Annotated in this window: 12 protein-coding genes and 3 pseudogenes; 9 read left to right on the plus strand and 6 right to left on the minus strand. The window is 68.8% G+C overall.

The genetic code is table 11. The features are described from left to right. Nucleotides 1-453: 453 nt before the first annotated feature. From ACFVUT_RS22130 to ACFVUT_RS22140, 3 genes and pseudogenes are all read left to right on the plus strand, one after another. A complete protein-coding gene (locus ACFVUT_RS22130) occupies nucleotides 454-879 on the plus strand; it encodes a hypothetical protein (RefSeq protein WP_389653435.1) in 426 nt (141 codons plus the stop codon). Nucleotides 880-936: 57 nt separating this feature from the next. Next, nucleotides 937-2,138, plus strand: a pseudogene (locus ACFVUT_RS22135) (IS3 family transposase). Between the two features lie 201 nt (nucleotides 2,139-2,339). Next, nucleotides 2,340-3,578: an MFS transporter gene (locus ACFVUT_RS22140; protein WP_389653438.1), complete on the plus strand. Its 1,239-nt coding sequence runs from the start codon at nucleotides 2,340-2,342 to the stop codon at nucleotides 3,576-3,578. A 322-nt stretch (nucleotides 3,579-3,900) separates the two neighbouring features. On the opposite strand, the gene ACFVUT_RS22145 is transcribed toward ACFVUT_RS22140, so the two are convergent. Both ACFVUT_RS22145 and ACFVUT_RS22150 read right to left on the minus strand, forming a co-directional pair. Beyond that, on the minus strand, nucleotides 3,901-4,290 hold the full coding sequence (locus tag ACFVUT_RS22145) for a DUF6009 family protein (RefSeq protein WP_389653441.1): 390 nt from the start codon (nucleotides 4,288-4,290) through the stop codon (nucleotides 3,901-3,903). Between the two features lie 148 nt (nucleotides 4,291-4,438). Beyond that, nucleotides 4,439-4,666 (minus strand): annotated as a pseudogene (locus ACFVUT_RS22150) (DNA primase); the annotation flags it as partial. Nucleotides 4,667-4,679: 13 nt separating this feature from the next. Here ACFVUT_RS22150 and ACFVUT_RS22155 point away from each other — a divergent pair. Together ACFVUT_RS22155 and ACFVUT_RS22160 are read left to right on the plus strand one after the other, a co-directional pair. Further along, complete coding sequence (locus tag ACFVUT_RS22155) at nucleotides 4,680-6,572, plus strand: TniQ family protein (protein WP_389653444.1); 1,893 nt, start codon at nucleotides 4,680-4,682, stop codon at nucleotides 6,570-6,572. Nucleotides 6,573-6,582: 10 nt separating this feature from the next. Then, entirely contained in the window at nucleotides 6,583-7,107 is a 525-nt protein-coding gene (locus tag ACFVUT_RS22160) for an AAA family ATPase (RefSeq protein ID WP_007504155.1), read from the plus strand. 110 nt (nucleotides 7,108-7,217) lie between these two features. Here the strand turns inward: ACFVUT_RS22160 and tpg are convergent, their stop codons facing one another. Then, a complete protein-coding gene (tpg, locus tag ACFVUT_RS22165) occupies nucleotides 7,218-7,811 on the minus strand; it encodes a telomere-protecting terminal protein Tpg (protein ID WP_389653447.1) in 594 nt (197 codons plus the stop codon). 226 nt (nucleotides 7,812-8,037) lie between these two features. Here tpg and ACFVUT_RS22170 point away from each other — a divergent pair, with 226 nt between their 5' ends. Next, the gene (locus ACFVUT_RS22170; protein ID WP_389653450.1) at nucleotides 8,038-8,436 is read left to right on the plus strand and encodes a DUF6233 domain-containing protein; all 399 of its coding nucleotides are present in this window, start codon (nucleotides 8,038-8,040) and stop codon (nucleotides 8,434-8,436) included. Between the two features lie 68 nt (nucleotides 8,437-8,504). Then, nucleotides 8,505-8,954 (plus strand): hypothetical protein, encoded by a 450-nt coding sequence (locus ACFVUT_RS22175; protein WP_389653454.1) that lies wholly within the window; start codon nucleotides 8,505-8,507, stop codon nucleotides 8,952-8,954. 176 nt (nucleotides 8,955-9,130) lie between these two features. On the opposite strand, the gene ACFVUT_RS22180 is transcribed toward ACFVUT_RS22175, so the two are convergent. After that, nucleotides 9,131-9,529 (minus strand): winged helix-turn-helix transcriptional regulator, encoded by a 399-nt coding sequence (locus ACFVUT_RS22180; RefSeq protein WP_389653457.1) that lies wholly within the window; start codon nucleotides 9,527-9,529, stop codon nucleotides 9,131-9,133. A gap of 77 nt (nucleotides 9,530-9,606) precedes the next feature. Here ACFVUT_RS22180 and ACFVUT_RS22185 point away from each other — a divergent pair, with 77 nt between their 5' ends. Next, a complete protein-coding gene (locus ACFVUT_RS22185) occupies nucleotides 9,607-10,563 on the plus strand; it encodes an NADP-dependent oxidoreductase (protein WP_389653460.1) in 957 nt (318 codons plus the stop codon). Between the two features lie 52 nt (nucleotides 10,564-10,615). Here ACFVUT_RS22185 and ACFVUT_RS22190 read toward each other — a convergent pair whose 3' ends face one another. After that, nucleotides 10,616-12,544 (minus strand): DUF4158 domain-containing protein, encoded by a 1,929-nt coding sequence (locus ACFVUT_RS22190; protein ID WP_389653463.1) that lies wholly within the window; start codon nucleotides 12,542-12,544, stop codon nucleotides 10,616-10,618. Nucleotides 12,545-12,551: 7 nt separating this feature from the next. Then, nucleotides 12,552-12,815 carry a hypothetical protein gene (locus ACFVUT_RS22195; protein ID WP_389653466.1) on the minus strand — a complete coding sequence of 88 codons (264 nt, stop codon included), beginning with the start codon at nucleotides 12,813-12,815 and terminating at the stop codon, nucleotides 12,552-12,554. 27 nt (nucleotides 12,816-12,842) lie between these two features. Here ACFVUT_RS22195 and ACFVUT_RS22200 point away from each other — a divergent pair. Continuing rightward, nucleotides 12,843-12,974 (plus strand): annotated as a pseudogene (locus ACFVUT_RS22200) (aldehyde dehydrogenase family protein); the annotation flags it as partial. Nucleotides 12,975-12,984: the final 10 nt, after the last annotated feature.

The following is a 12,984-nucleotide window of genomic DNA, read 5'->3' on the forward strand; positions in this document are numbered from 1 at the left end:
GCGGGTACCATATCGCTGCGCGATATGCAAGGGGGGCGGTCGCTGCGCTCCCGCTGCCCGTGCGGAGCACGGGCCAACTCCCTCCGCTGCGCTTCAGGAGTTGAGGGGGTCCGGTCGCTGCGCAACCGTCAGCCGCGCGATGCGCGGCTGGGCTGTTGATGGGGTGTCTGGTGCGCCTAGTGATGCCTTTTGTAGGGGAGTTAGGGAGCGCGTTGCACTCCTGGGCGGGTCCGCTGCGCTCCCCCGCCTGACGGTCCTTCCGGCTGCGCCTCCAGAACCTTGGGGCCCGCTGACGCGGGCCGGGCTGGCTATGAGGGGTGGGGGTGCTCGTTCGTGTCGGGTTTCAGTGCAGTGGGTGCATCAGGTTGATGCACATGTACCGCTGCATGTACCGTTGGCGGAAACACGGGACACCCTCCAATCGCCCTGGAATTCCGAGAGGAACAACCGTAGATGACCGGTTACTACGAATCTACTGGCCCCGATCCCGCGCTGAGCAGCGATTCTGTGCGCCGGGTGACGCAGTACCAGACAGCGGGCGCGAACGCCCGGTTGAGGCTGTTCGCGCTCTTGGAGGCGCAGGGCGTGCCCGCGAGTGAGGCGGACGACCTGGTGGCCGCGCTGGAGGCCGGAGCGCTCGCCGGGGCGCAGCGCGAGGTAGTCGAGCTGGACCGTATGGCGCCGGCCTCTCAGGGCGAGGGGTCCGCAGACGCGTGGGATGACGGCGTGATGGCCGTGAGCGAGGTCCTGGTGGGCATCGCGGACCGCGTCTGGGGGCGGCGTGGCGGCCGGTCGGCTGGGGCCGCTGAACTGTCCGTACATCTTGCGGACGTGAGGCAGTGTGAGCGGACGGACCTTGTGCGGCTGGACGGGCCTTGACCCCTGATGTTGGACACACGAGACACTGGATCCTGAGGATCTGAGAACGGACATCTCGTGGTCATGAAGAACTACCCGCCGGAATCCAAGGCGGACGCGGTCGCGCTGTACGAGTCGCGGCCTGATGCGACGATCAGGTCGGTCGCCGCTGATCTGGGGATCAATCCGGAGACCCTGCGAAACTGGGTCCGGCTGCCGGAGCAAGCCGTCCACGGGGACGCCGGACGCAGGAACCGGCCCAGCCGCCGGCACCGCTGGAGGCGGAGAACGCGGCTCTGCGGAAGAAGGTCCGCGAGCTCGAGGAGGAACGCGAGATCCTGCGGAAGGCCGCCAAGTATTTCGCCGGGGAGACGCGCTGGTGAACCGCTTCCAGTGCGTCGCCGACCACCAGCGCCGCTACGGCGTGAAGCGGCTCTGCAGCATCCTCGGCGTCGCTCGCTCGAGCTTCTACTACTGGCGTCGGACGGCCGCGGACCGGGCCGCCCGGCAGGCAGCCGACGCGAGGCTGGCCGCCCGGATACGGGCGGTGCACCAGGAATCGGACGGCACCTACGGAGCCCCAAGGATCACCGCCGAGCTCCGCGAGACGAGCGGTGAGGCGGTCAACCACAAACGCGTCGCCAGGATCATGCGGGCATCCGGGATCGAAGGAGTCCGGATGCGCCGCCGGCACCGCACCACCCCCAGATCCGGCTGCGGCCAAGGCCCCGGACCAGATCGGCCGCGACTTCACCGCGGGCAAGCCGAACACGAAGTACGTCGGTGACATCACCTACCTGCCCATCGATGACGGGAAGTTCTGCTACCTGGCGACCGTCATCGACCTCGCCTCGCGCCGTCTGGCCGGCTGGGCGATCGCCGACCACACGCGCGCGGACCTCGTCACCAAAGCCCTGGCCGCGGCGATCCGCACCCGCGGCAGCCTCGCCGGATCGACCATGCACACCGACCACGGAGCCCAGTACACGAGCAGGGCGTTCGCCCAAGCCTGCAGGTCAGCAGGGGTCCGGCGAAGCATGAGCACGGTCGGGTCCAGCGCGGACAACGCACTCGCCGAGTCCTTCAACGCGACCTTCAAACGCGAGACCCTGCAGGGACGAAAGACCTGGCCCAACGAGCGCGAGGCCCGACTCGACGCCTTCCGATGGCTCCACCACTACAACACCCGACGCAGACACTCCCGCCTCGGACAACGATCACCAATCGCCTTCGAGAACGCCCTCCACCTCACACCAACTACGCTCGCCCAAGCCGCATAACCCGTGTCCAGGATTCGGGGTCAAGGCCCCAGCTCTCGTCAGCGACCTGAACTTCTTCCTAATCGGCCAAATTCTCTTGGGCAAGACCCAGACAACGGCTGGGCAAGGTCACCTTTGCGGTCTCCCCAACACTCGATCAAACATGTAAGTTACGAGCTGCCGTTTCAGCCCTTACTACCGTCAAGGCTACGGAGCCCATCCATGCCCCACCTGCTGCCGGACACGAGACCACAGCGCATCCTCGCCGCTTCGAACTTCGTCTACACCGTCGGCAGCGGTCTCTACCTGACCGCAGGAGTGCTGTACTTCACCCAAGCGGTTCATCTCCCAGCAGGCCAAGTGGGACTCGGCCTTGCCATCGCCGGCTCCCTCGCTCTGGCCGCCGGTGTCGCAGCCGGTCACCTCGCAGACCGGCACGGCGCACGCGGCGTCTACGTCGTCACCCTCACCATCCAGGCCATGGCTACAGCTGCCTTTGTACTGGCCGACAGCTTCTGGCCGTTCGTGATCGCGGTCTGCGCGGCGACCGGCGCCAAGGGAGCGGGTCTAGCCGCCCGTAGTCCTCTCATCCGGCACCACGGAGGTGAGCGCCCGCAAGAGTTCCGTGCCTACCTGCGGGCTGTGAGCAACATCGGTATTTCCCTCGGTGCCGTACTGGCGGGCTGGGCCGTCCAAGTCGGCACCCACACTTCCTACCAGTTGCTTGTCGTCGGCAACGCCGTCGCCTTCGCCGCGTCCGGGATCGTTATGTTCCTCCTGCCGAAGGTCACGCCGGTGCTACCAGCGACGAAGGGGCCGCGCTGGATAGCTCTGCGGGACCGGCCCTATCTCGTGCTCACCGTCCTGGACGGCGTCATGGCCATCCAGTTCAAAGTGCTCACCGTAGCCATCCCCCTGTGGCTGGTCACCCGCACCGAGGCTCCCCACTGGCTCGTCTCCGGCACAATGCTCCTCAACACGCTCCTCGTCATCGGCTTCCAGATACGCGCCAGCCGTAACATCAACAACCCGACCGCCGGTGCATCGGCTTACCGCCGCTCCGGCGTTGCCTTTCTCATGGCCTGCGCGCTGATCTCGATATCCGCCGGGCTACCGGCCTGGGCCGCGGCATCCCTCATCCTCGCCGCCGTCGTCGTTCACACCATCGGTGAACTGTGGCACTCTGCGGCTGGCTTCGAGGTCTCGTTCGCTCTCGCTCCCGAGCACGCCACCGGCCAGTACCTGGGAGTGTTCGGACTCGGCGCCGGCCTGGCCGAAGCCGTCGGGCCTGCCCTGCTCATCTCGCTCTGCATCACCTGGGGACGCCCGGGCTGGTACGTCGTAGGGGCCATGTTCCTCCTGGCAGGTCTTGCCGCACCTCTCACTGTCAGCTGGGCTCAACGCGTTCAGCTCCAAGCGTCTGCCCGCAATCACGTAGAGAACCAAGCAGCCACGGCGTGAATTCAGGCACCACCCGCTCAAAGGCCGTAGGCCCGTGTATCGCGGTCACCTTCTACACTGCGGTGGCATCGCGTTGGGAGGCCCGCCGGTATGGTGCGGCGGCGGTCGCGCAGGTCGCAACCGCCGCGAGTGCGTGCAGGCCCAAAACAGCAGAGAGGAGCGCGGTGCGGCACAGATGACGGATCACGTTCCTACTGTGATCAGCGAAGAATCGTTGCTGTCCGGCAGGTGTCAACCGCGCGGGTGTGAAGTCGTACCGGAAACCTCAGCACTTCGTCGTGACAGTGCGTCCGGGGCCGGTCCGCCGCACATGAGTTTCGTCTCAGCTGGCGGCAGGAGCCATCTCCGCGGTGGCCTGGGAGCGTGGGGTTTTCTCTCCGGCCTTTCCTGGTTCGATGGTGCGGGGGTCGACGGCTTCGAGTGGCGAGCCCACCTTGTAGGGGCACTCGGGGTCGTCGGGCTGGTTGGGGCGGTCATGCGGCAGCAGGTAGAACGTACGGCGCACGAAGAGGCCGCTGTCGGGGCGTCGCGGTGCGGTCGGCGCGAGGTTGGTGTAGCCGACGAGGCGGCCGTCGCGTTCGTAGCGCGGTTTTCCCTTGCGGGTGTTGACCTTGTCCAGGGCCTGGCGAACGTAGTCGAGGCCTTCCGTGTTCTCCAGCCACACGACCTCGGCTTCCTGGGCGAGATCGCCTTCTTTCGGCATCGCGCTCATTGGTCCTCCTGTTGGTCTGCCACCGGGCGTCGGCCGGCAGGTGTGGCGGTCATACGGCTTCGCCTCTGTTGGACTGTGCAGAGCCGTTCGGCGGAGCACCGTCCATCGTACGGTCGGTCTGCTGGGGATCCCAGAGTGCAGTTGCTGGTCACGAGGCTCTCTCCCCGTCGGTGTCGCCGTCATCCGGGAGGAGTGCCAGGCCGGGGTACATCTTTGTGGCGTTGTTCTTGATCATTTCGGAGGGGGAGGCGAGCCCGAGTTCCTGTCTGATGCGGCTGGCGAAGGCCCGGCTGGTCGAGGGTCTGATCCCTTCGTCGGAGCACCAGCGTCCGTAGGTCTCGTAGAGAAGTTTCTGTTCGACGCGCAGTTCGGGGTTGGGCCGGCCGCCGGTGACTGACCCGACCAGGAGCGCCGGGCTGCGGCCCTTCGGACTCAGCCTCGACCCCCTGGAGGGCGAGTCGCTGGCCGGTTTCGCCCTGCGTCTGTCCCACCGCCTGCACATCTCGCCCCACGAGCTCGCCCGGCTGACCGGCCTGACCGAACAGGACCGGCTCGGTCGGGCCCGCGCGTCACTCTCGACGCGGCTGACACCGGCCGAGATCAAGAACTTCGCCGCCACCACCCGCCTGGACCCCCGCGAGGTCCGCGCGATGACACTGGAACCCCTCGCCTCCCGCTACCCGCCGGCGGCCCGCGGCGTCGCCAACGTCCGGGCCGGCAACGTCTACTCCATGCACGCGGACCGATGGCTGTTCCCCACCACCGCCCGCTACTGTCCTCGCTGTCTCGCCGGCGACGGCTCCGACGTCCAGCACGCCCACGGCGGTCCCTGGCAGATCCTCTGGCGCCTTCCCATCGTCTTCGCCTGCCCGCGCCACGAGGTCTTCCTGGAACACCTCTGCCCTCGCTGCCAAAAGCCGGTCAACTTCAGCAACCGGGCCCAGTTGTTTCCCCGTCCCGCCGCCTCCGGAGTCCACCCCGCCCACTGCCGGACTTCCACGGTTCGGGACACCAAGACCGGCCGGCACGACGACCCCTGCGGGGCATCGCTCGCGCACGACCCACTGCACCATCACCGGCCCGGGCCCGGCCTGCTCGCGCTCCAGCGCAAGATTCTTCGCCTGCTCCGGCCGGGCGGTCCGAAGCAGCCGGCCCAGCAGTACTTCACCGAGCTCATCCTGCTCGCCGGCCTGGTCATGATCTGTTGGCCGCGCGTCCAGGCAGTCGGAACCACCCGCCAACTCGCCGAAGCCGTGGCCCAGCATCTCGCCATCCACGAAGGAACCGACTCCCGTCTCTACCGATCCACCGGGGCGCCCGTCGACGCGTTCGTTTGCGCCGGCCTCCTCCAGGTCACCGATCGCCTCCTGGCCGCAGACGACCTGCGCGAAGCACTCGCCGCGCTCGCCCCCGAGGAGAACCGCAATCGCAGCGGAATCCCGCCCACACGGCACCTGATCTGGGACAGAACCTTCAAAAAGCAGCGCAGCGCCTGCTCCGAGCGCTTCCAGGACGCCGCCGACACGATCGTTCCCACCTTCCGGCGCACCGGCAAAGGCGGACTCCGCCTCCCCTCCACCGGCGTCGGCCTGCGACCCGAACACATCCCCGCGTTCCTGCCCCAAGCCCTCGCCGACCATCACCTCGGCTTCCTCTCCGCCATCGCCCCCAAGATGCGCCGACGCAGTGCCTCGGTCTTCCTCGTCCGGCGCGCCCGCGGCGGCAGCCTCGACGAAGCCGCCCAGTTCCTCGGGATCAACCCCCAGGGCAAGCGGAACGGCTACACACAACTGCTGAACCGCCACCTCCGCACCAGCGGCACAGCCCGCGACTTCGAGCAGTCCCTCGACGCCATCACTGCCGAACTCCTCGCGGGCCCCACCATCGACTACCAGCACCGGCGCGAGGTCCTCGCCACCTGGACCCTGAGTCCCGAGAGCTGGCAGCACATCCTCGCCCAGCTCCCGGTCCTCACAAGCCATCGAAAGCCCATCAGCGACGACCGCAGACGCCTGGCCGTCAGCGCCTACATCTGGACCCGCGCCACCGAAGGCGAGCCCGATTTCGTCCCCTGCCCGCCGCACATCGCACACGACCCAGCGCTACGTGCTGTCTGGCTCCGAGAGCGGCACAACGTCTTCCACTGGCTCCGCACAACGGACTATCAGCCCTACTACGGCGCCCTCAAACCACTGCTCGAAGACCACGCCAGGCTCCTGGCCAAGGCGATCGACCGCACCGGATCTTCCACTCTTCCTGTCCCAGCAGCCCGCAGACGCTAGCGTCAGGTCCATGATCGTATGGCTCAACGGCACTCACGGCGCGGGCAAGACGACGACCAGTGCGCTCGTCCAGCAGCTGATCCCGGACTCACGGGTGTTCGACGCCGAGAAAGTCGGCGAGACACTCATGGACATCAAGCCAGGACTGCCCGCGACGGACAACTTCCAGCACTGGCCGCCATGGCGACCGCTCGTGGTCGAGACCGCCCGACGCGTCCTCGACTACACCGGCGGAACCCTGGTGATGCCCATGACCATCCTGGTCGAGCAGTACTGGCGCGAGATCAGCTCGGGCCTTGCCGAGCACGACATTCAGGTCCGGCACTTCGTCCTACACGCCGACCAGGACACCCTCCGCGCTCGCATCGCGGGCGACACCGTTCTCGGCCCCAACTCCCCTTTCCGGCTCCAATACCTCGAGCCCTACGCCGAGGCGGCCCGCACATGGCTGCACGCCGAGGCCGAGGTCGTCGACACCACGCACCTCACTCCCGCCCAGGCCGCCCAGCAGATCGCAGAGGCCGTCAAGAGCTGAGAGGAGGACCTTCCGGCGCCGCACTCGCAGGTGACAACAAGACTGCCTATGTGACAACTACCGCGCTTCGGCTCTTCCCCAGGTCTACAACACGCTCGAATTGCGCGCTGCTAAAACGCGATGTTCAACCATTCCACGTCGGCGAATTTCACCTCCAGGCCCGCGCGGCCGCCACCGGCTTGACGGAAATAGGCGTCCGCGATGGCCTCCGCGACCGCGTCATGTAGATCGCTCTGCGTCGCACCCTCCTCCTGCGCCGCGATGATGGCGGCCGCGTGGGAGGGGGTGACGGCCACGGTGATGTCCCGCACCCGGCCCGCGTCCGAGGTGCCCTCCGGACCGAATCCGAAGTACGCCCGGCAGGAGATGGCCAGCCCGCCCGAGGACGCCGCGCGCTGCCTGGCCTGTGCCCTGACCTGCGGTTGCCACTCCGATTCGGTCTCCTGCACCAGAGCGGCCTGGAGGCGCTTGTTCGGCTTGGTGGAGGCACCCGAGAGGTAGCGCTGCACCGTCTTGCGGGAGATGCCCAGGCGCGCGGCCAGGGACTTGGTGGAACCCTTCTCTCGCGTGCGAAGGAATTTGATCTGCGCTCGCGCGGATTTCGGCGCGGGCCGGGTAAACAGGGCCCGCTCCGCGCGGGCGAGGCCCTCCATGATCTTGGCGCGCGTCCTGGCGGCCTGCGCTGCCTTCTCTTCCTCAGTCATGAAGGGAGTCCACAGCCTCGGTCCTGTGGACAGAGGCCAGCGTCCGGGGAGCAATCCGCCGAACGCCGGGCGCGGCCGGGGCGGCCTACCGTGGTCGGCATGACGACGACGCCCTCGGACGGCCCGGCCGCCCCCGCGCCGGTGCTGGTGGTCCTGCCCTGACGGCCAGGAGCTCACCGCCCGCCTGTGGGCCCGGCGCGAGACGCCGCGCGGCTGGCTGTACGAGGTGGGGCTGCCCGCGTACCGCAACACCAAGGACGGCGACGTCCAGGCCGCGGAGTACAGGGTGTGGGTGCGCGCCCCCGAGCACGTACGGCCGGTCGACGGCGTCTCCTACGACGCTGTGCCCACCGAACGGCTGCCGCCCCCGTCGTCGGTGCGCCAGGTGCTGGGGCCCCGCCGACCCTCGGGCTGGGTGCTGCAGAAGGCCGGCGGCCGCGGGCCCGGCGGCGCCGTGCTCCACGCCGTCGACTGCACCGAGGCCCCGCAGAACGCGCCGCTGCTGCGCCTGGAGCGGGCACTGGACGTCGCGGAGCAGCCCGGCACCCGCCTTTGCTCCCTGTACGGCGCAGCGCAGGAGCTGGACCCCGTGCTGCGCGGCTTCGACCACATCGACGGCGGCTGATCTCCACCCCTACGGGTGACGGCGCCCTGGTGGCGGGGCCGCCCAACCAGTACGTTCCCCCTGACCTGATGACCGAGAGGGTGTGGGTGGTGATCGCCGTCGAGGTGCCGGGGTACCTGGTGTGGCTGGTCCGGGTCGGCTACCAGGCCGGGCAGCAACTCCCCCGCGGTGACATCGCCCGGTGGGCGCCGCCCATGCTGCTCCCGCCGGCGGCCGTCCTGTTCTGCGTGGCGGCGGGCTGGGTGTGGTGGGGCGCTGTGGTGGCCGGCACCCGCTCGCCGCTGCGGGAACCGTGGATTGTTACGACGCTGGTGTTCGTCGCCGTCACGTCGGTGTGCTGCGGGGTGGCTTCGGCGGACGAACCTTCGGTGTCGGTTGGCCTGTTGAGCGCCACTGTGACCGGGCTCGGCATGGTCGGGCTGTTCTTCCTCCCGGCCGCCTGCTCCCGCCAGCTGCCGGACGTCATTCGCCGGCGTTCCCGGCGTGCGGCTGCCCCGGGTGAGACGGGCCCGCAGTAGGCACACCATCTGTCCGGCCCGGTCCGTCCGATTGCTTGGTGCGTCGCCGATTGTCAGGCTGCCACGAGCTGACCCGGCGGCGTATGGCAGGGGCCGCGACCACATGTGCCGGAGTGCTTCAGTTGGCGAGTCGAGCGTTGACTCGTCGCCGTACCCAGGAACGTGCTCCCGCGCCGTCAGCTTGGGACGTCATAGTGCTCGCGGGCGGTGCGCACTTCGTTCATGTGCTCCTCCGCCCAGTCCTTGATCGCGCGCATGACCGGTAGCAATGAGCGGCCTAGCGGGGTCAGTTCGTATTCGACGCGGACCGGAACGGCGGGGATCACGGTCCGCGATACCAGCCCGTCGCGTTCCAGATGACGCAGAGTCTGTGTGAGCATCTTCTGGCTCACGCTCGCCAGCCTGCGTTGCAGGTCGGAGTACCGTTGTGGCCCGTCGGCAAGCGCGTTGACGGCGAGGCTTACCCACTTGTCGGCGATGCGGTCCAGCAGTTGCCGGGCTGGGCACTGGGCGAGGTAGGCGTCGTAGGCGATGCTCGCGTCGGCCCGGCTCTGGGCTGCGGTGCGAGTGGGCATGGCTCTCCTCCCGGTGCGGTACGCACCTCGAAGTGTGCACTTCCCGATGGAGAGTAGCAGTGCCTACGGTGGGCAACATGACCGTTGAAGAGAAGATGCGGGCGGTGGCCGCCCGCGGTTACGGCGGACCCGAGATGCTCGAACTGGTGACGGTTCGGCCGCCGGTACCCGGGCCCGGGCAGGTGCGGATCAGAGTCGAAGCGGCGACGGTCAACCCCGTTGACCTGGTCACCCGTTCCGGCGCGCTCGTCGAGGCCGGGCTGATGGCCGCCCGCGAGTTCACAGGTATCGGATGGGACGCCGCCGGGGTGGTCGACAGGCTCGGCGCGGGCGTGACGGCGTTCGCCCCAGGGCAGCGGGTGATCGGGCTGCGCGACCTGCTTGATGTGTCGTTGGGCGCATACGCCGAGTACCTGGTCCTGGACGCCACGGCAGTCGCACCCGCGCCTCCCGGCGTCTGCGCCCCGGCCGCGGCGACGCTGCCGCTGAACGGTCTCACCGCCTTCCAGGCCCTCGACCTGCTCGATCTGGCCACGGGCGACACTGTGCTGGTGACTGGGGCCACCGGGGCGGTCGGCGGCTTCGCCGTGGAGTTGGCGGCGCGACGCGGCCTGCGCGTCATCGCCCAGGTCGGCGCCGCCGACGAGGAATTCGCTCGAAGCATCGGCGCCGAATGGACCGTCGACCGTGACGCCGCCGACCTCGCAGCCGATGTCCGCCACCTGGTCCCCGGCGGCAGCGACGGCGCGCTCGACACGGCGGGACTCGGAATCCGCGCCCTGGCCGCCGTCCGCACCGGAGGCGCCTTTGCCACGGTGGTCGGCGGTTCGGCCCCGCTCCCGTTGCGCGGCATCCGAATCCACCAGCACTGGATCAGTGCCGACGGTGCCGCGCTGGCCGAGCTGGCCGCCATGGGTCTGACTCTGCGGGTCGCCGACGTTCTCCCGCTTGAGCGTGCGGCCGAGGCACACAATCGGCTCGCGGCGGGCGGGATACGCGGCCGACTGGTGCTGGTTCCTCATGAAAAGAAATGATTCGAGCAGGAACGCGGCACGCACCGCCAGCCACACCACTCACTCCGCCAACTCAAGCGCCCACTCGGTAATTACAGCTCGATGTCGAGCCGTTCCACGTCGGTGAACTCCACGCCCAGGCCGTGGGCCCGGGAGTCGTTTGCGCGGAAGTACATCCGGGCGAGGCCGTCGGCGGCGATCTGCTGGAGCTGCTGCTCGGTGGCGCCCTGCTCGCGGGCGGTGAACAGCTGGTCGGCGTACTCGGGCGGCAGGGCCTGGGTGATGTCGCGGACGCCTCCGCCGAGAGGCTGCCGCCGCCGGAGACGGAGGTGACTGCATCGAGGCAGCCGGTCCGCAGCACCGCTTCCTTGAGCATGTCGATCAGGGGCACGACGCCCCACCGGCGCTGTACCTCGGCCTTGATCCTGCGCAGGTTGCGCGGCTCGGGCTGGGCCTCGGCCGGGGTGATCCGGATCGCCCCGGACTTGCGCTCGGCGATGTCCAGCCAGCTCAGCTTGGGCATCCGGTCGTTCAGCAGCGTCAACTCGGTGGTCATCTGCTCGCGCAGCTCGTCGACGAAGACCTGCGGGTCCAGTGGCTTGCGCAACTCGCGGTAGTTCTCCTCGCGCCGCTCGGCGAAGTCCTGCGGCAGGTCCTCATCGGGGTTGCGCCACTTGTCAGCACCGACGACCCAGATCTCCTTGCACTTGAGCTGGTCGCGCAGGGCCTGAAAGGCGACGACCTCATAGACCATGCGCACCACCCGGCGCCGGCCCCGCTTGTCGGTGCGGTGCACGACCTCCGCCCAGTCCCCGCCCATCGCCTTGTGCACCGGCACCGTCTCGCCCAGCGGGTAGTACGTGGTGTTGCCCGCCGCCGCGTACCGGGCCACCAGCGCCAGAGCCTCGACCACCGGCCGGTGGGTGTGGTTGGACGAACGGAACTCCAGCACGTCCAGCAGCTTGATCAGCCCGCGCCGGTAGTGGTTGGTGTAGGACGCCTTCAACGTGGTCTGCACCGTGCGCCGGTAGACCGGGCCACGGGTCTTGAACTCGTGCACCAGCTCCCGCAGCGTCTGCTCACCGCCCGACACGGCCGGGTAGACGACCTCGCGGACCGTACCCTCCGGCTCGCCGATCGACGCCTCGGCGAGCTTGAAGAGGATGTTCTCCTTGCCCGACACCTTCTTGAACGCGTTGACCAGCTGCTCGGTGACCTTCTTCTCCGCCCGCGCTCCGATCCGGTGCACCGTGGAGATCAGCAGTTCCACCAGCGTGTCCGTGATCTCCCGCTCCCGCTCGTGCAGCAGTGCGGCCAGCAGCGTCACCCGCAACGGCAGCGGGTGCGTGCGCAGATGCGAGGGGGACTCCACCGCGGCCCGCGCCCGCCATCCGGCCACCACCTTCGGTACGACGTCCGCGAACAGATCCGGCGGGAGCCCGATCGCGCGGACCGCCAGCAGCTTGTCGATCTCGGTGAGCATCGTCTCCGGGCTGACGTTGCCCGGCGCTTCCTTGATCTTCCCCAGAACCGGCGGCCCGTCCTCGCCCTCACCAGTCCCAGCGTCACCGGGTTCGGCGTCGCCCTCCTGGTCGGCGCCGGCGACCAGGGCCACGATCCGCTCGATGCTCTCCACCGTGAGCCGCGCCGAGAGCCGCGCCGTCAACGTCTCCTCGGCGACCCGCAGCGCCGCCCCCACGATCCGGTCGCACCGCCCCGCCGTTGGCGGCTCGATGCACTCCGTACGACAACGGGCCAGCAGCTCCACCCGCACCTGCTCCGGCCGCCGCTCCTTGCACGCGACGTGCTCGGCCAGCCAGGCCGTCAGCTTCTCCGCGTCCGCGACACTGCACTCACGGAAACCCAGGTGCCCGCGGATCTGCGCACGGTGGTACTCGACCGTCCGGCCGCTCCACTCGTATCCGTCCAGCTCGGACACGGGCACCTGTACCTGCCGGGCGACGAACTCCACCGCCTCGCCCGGCGCCACTACAAACAACACCCCCAACTCACCACACAAAACACCATCTAACGTGCCGTGAACCGCAGCGCCAAACTCGCAGCCGTCCGGTGTCGGAGTTCGGCGGTCCAGATCCCGACGGGGTGTTGGTCGGGTGGCAGCCCAGTTGCGGCTGTGACTCATGGTGTCGCTGATTCATGCGGTGCATGGAGTGCCCATCGAGCCCGGACATGACCTGCTCAGGTGTGCCGTGGATGTGCGGCAGACGGATCGTGTGGGCGAAGCCCGGGCCGACCTCGTCCTCGGGAACCATGACAACGGGCCAGCCGTGTCGCCGCACGAGGAGGACGCCGCCCGCGTCGCGAACGACTCCGTCCCCGGCCTCAGCGGCGGCGTGTGGACGGCCGGCCCGGAGCACGGCCTGGAGACCGCCCGCCGGATCCGTACCGGTACCTTCACCGTCAACGGCGCGCAGAACGGGC

Origin of the sequence: Streptomyces sp. NPDC058051 (assembly GCF_042885475.1) — a bacterium.
GTDB lineage: Bacteria > Actinomycetota > Actinomycetes > Streptomycetales > Streptomycetaceae > Streptomyces.

Excerpts from the sequence above, each read along its gene's own strand:
- ACFVUT_RS22130 (WP_389653435.1), top strand. The coding sequence starts at position 454 with ATGACCGGTTACTACGAATCTACTGGCCCCGATCCCGCGCTGAGCAGC.
- ACFVUT_RS22140 (WP_389653438.1), top strand. The coding sequence starts at position 2,340 with ATGCCCCACCTGCTGCCGGACACGAGACCACAGCGCATCCTCGCCGCT.
- ACFVUT_RS22145 (WP_389653441.1), bottom strand. The coding sequence starts at position 4,290 with ATGAGCGCGATGCCGAAAGAAGGCGATCTCGCCCAGGAAGCCGAGGTC.
- ACFVUT_RS22160 (WP_007504155.1), top strand. The coding sequence starts at position 6,583 with ATGATCGTATGGCTCAACGGCACTCACGGCGCGGGCAAGACGACGACC.
- tpg (WP_389653447.1), bottom strand. The coding sequence starts at position 7,811 with ATGACTGAGGAAGAGAAGGCAGCGCAGGCCGCCAGGACGCGCGCCAAG.
- ACFVUT_RS22175 (WP_389653454.1), top strand. The coding sequence starts at position 8,505 with ATGACCGAGAGGGTGTGGGTGGTGATCGCCGTCGAGGTGCCGGGGTAC.
- ACFVUT_RS22180 (WP_389653457.1), bottom strand. The coding sequence starts at position 9,529 with ATGCCCACTCGCACCGCAGCCCAGAGCCGGGCCGACGCGAGCATCGCC.
- ACFVUT_RS22185 (WP_389653460.1), top strand. The coding sequence starts at position 9,607 with ATGACCGTTGAAGAGAAGATGCGGGCGGTGGCCGCCCGCGGTTACGGC.
- ACFVUT_RS22195 (WP_389653466.1), bottom strand. The coding sequence starts at position 12,815 with ATGGTTCCCGAGGACGAGGTCGGCCCGGGCTTCGCCCACACGATCCGT.